The sequence below is a fragment of the Shewanella sp. SG41-4 genome (genome assembly GCF_014164505.1).
In the GTDB taxonomy this organism is placed as follows: Bacteria; Pseudomonadota; Gammaproteobacteria; order Enterobacterales; family Shewanellaceae; genus Shewanella.
The window spans coordinates 1-1,572 of sequence record NZ_JACJFI010000562.1; the positions used below are offsets into that span (position 1 = coordinate 1).

General features: G+C 37.8%; 2 protein-coding genes. One reads left to right on the plus strand and one right to left on the minus strand.

The genetic code is table 11. The features are described from left to right. A partial coding sequence (locus H5202_RS22230; RefSeq protein WP_182773943.1) for a 2-phospho-L-lactate transferase CofD family protein occupies positions 1 to 490 on the plus strand: 490 nt, incomplete at its 5' end. A gap of 201 nt (positions 491 to 691) precedes the next feature. Here H5202_RS22230 and H5202_RS22235 read toward each other — a convergent pair. Continuing rightward, positions 692 to 1,572, minus strand: an 881-nt coding sequence (locus H5202_RS22235; protein ID WP_182773944.1) for an amino acid aminotransferase, incomplete at its 5' end; no start/stop codon positions are given.

Below are 1,572 nucleotides of genomic sequence, written 5' to 3' on the forward strand. Positions count from 1 at the left end.
TATGAAGGAGGCATCGATTGCATTATTAATAGAACCTGAAGTAGAAGCAACATCAGAGGCATGTAGTGCACTAGCAAAAGCTGATTTAATCATTATCGGTCCAGGCAGTTTTTTAACCAGCATTCTTCCACCGTTATTACTACCACAAATTGCCAAAAGCATTCGTGAATCAAATGCACATGTGATGTTAATTGATAATTTAACTGCTGAGTATTCGCCTGCAAGCACTTTTAGCATTGAAGACAAAATTGCTTGGTTTAATCAGGTTATAGGGAAGGAAGTTATTGCTGATGTTCTTCAGCATGGGGATAAGATTGAATTGTCTTATGCCAATGTAAACGGTGTTCGCTTTCATCATTTTCCGTTAATCAGTCAACACCATCCTGGTTTACATGATAAAACAGCGTTAGCTGAATCGATTAGTCAAGTCTGTCAATTACACCATAAACCAATTGAGTTGGCCGAATATCGTCATTGCAATATGAAATAGAATTATTGAGATTGGTTATCATCAAACAGATGCTTATAAAATTCGAATAGATTTTGTTGATGAGCGTGCAGCTCGCTGAAATAATGTTGACTGATTTAATCTCTTGCCCATCATTTGGTGTTGTTAAATATAACAATGCTATGGTCAATAGAAACAGAAATGGCTTCATACTGCAGCCATTTCTTATAGCATAATATAAGACTAGATCACTTGAGCTATCGCTTTACAAACCGCAGGGATATTATTTTTAGTTAACCCTGCAACACTAATGCGGCCAGAACCTACAATATAAATAGCGAACTCATCTTTCAAGCGTGCAACTTGGCTTTTATTCAAACCAGAAAAACTGAACATGCCGTTCTGACGAGAGATGAAGCTGAAATCTTGTTTAACACCTTCAGCTTTTAGACTTTCAACAAATAAACTTCGCATCTCAGCAATACGTTCACGCATTAGTGTTAATTCTGCTTCCCATTCTTGGCGAAGCGCAGCATCAGCTAAAATGGTACTCACTATTAATCCACCATGTGCAGGAGGATTAGAATAATTTGCGCGAATTGTTTTTTTAATTTGGCTAAAGCTTTTGACTGCATCATCTTGATTTTCAGCAACGATGGTTACCGCGCCAATACGTTCGTTATACAAACCAAAGTTTTTAGAAAATGAATTAGCAATTAATAACTCTGGCACCACTGCAGCTACGGTGCGTAAACCCTGTGCATCTTCATCAATGCCGGCACCAAAACCTTGGTAAGCAAAATCAAATAACGGCAACAATGATTTTTCTAAACAAACTTTGGCGACAAGTTTCCATTGTTCAATCGATAAATCGATACCGGTTGGGTTATGACAGCAACCATGAAGTAAAACCACATCACCTTCACTCGCATTGGCTAAATCAATCAACATTGAATCGAAATCCATATCGTGTGTTTCAGCTTTGTAGTAACGATATTCTTTAACAGTTAACCCCGCTGTTTCAAAAATATTCTGATGGTTTGCCCAAGTAGGATTACTGACCCAAATGGTTGTTGATTTTGTATTTCGGACTAGAAACTCTGAAGCAACACGTAAGGCACCTG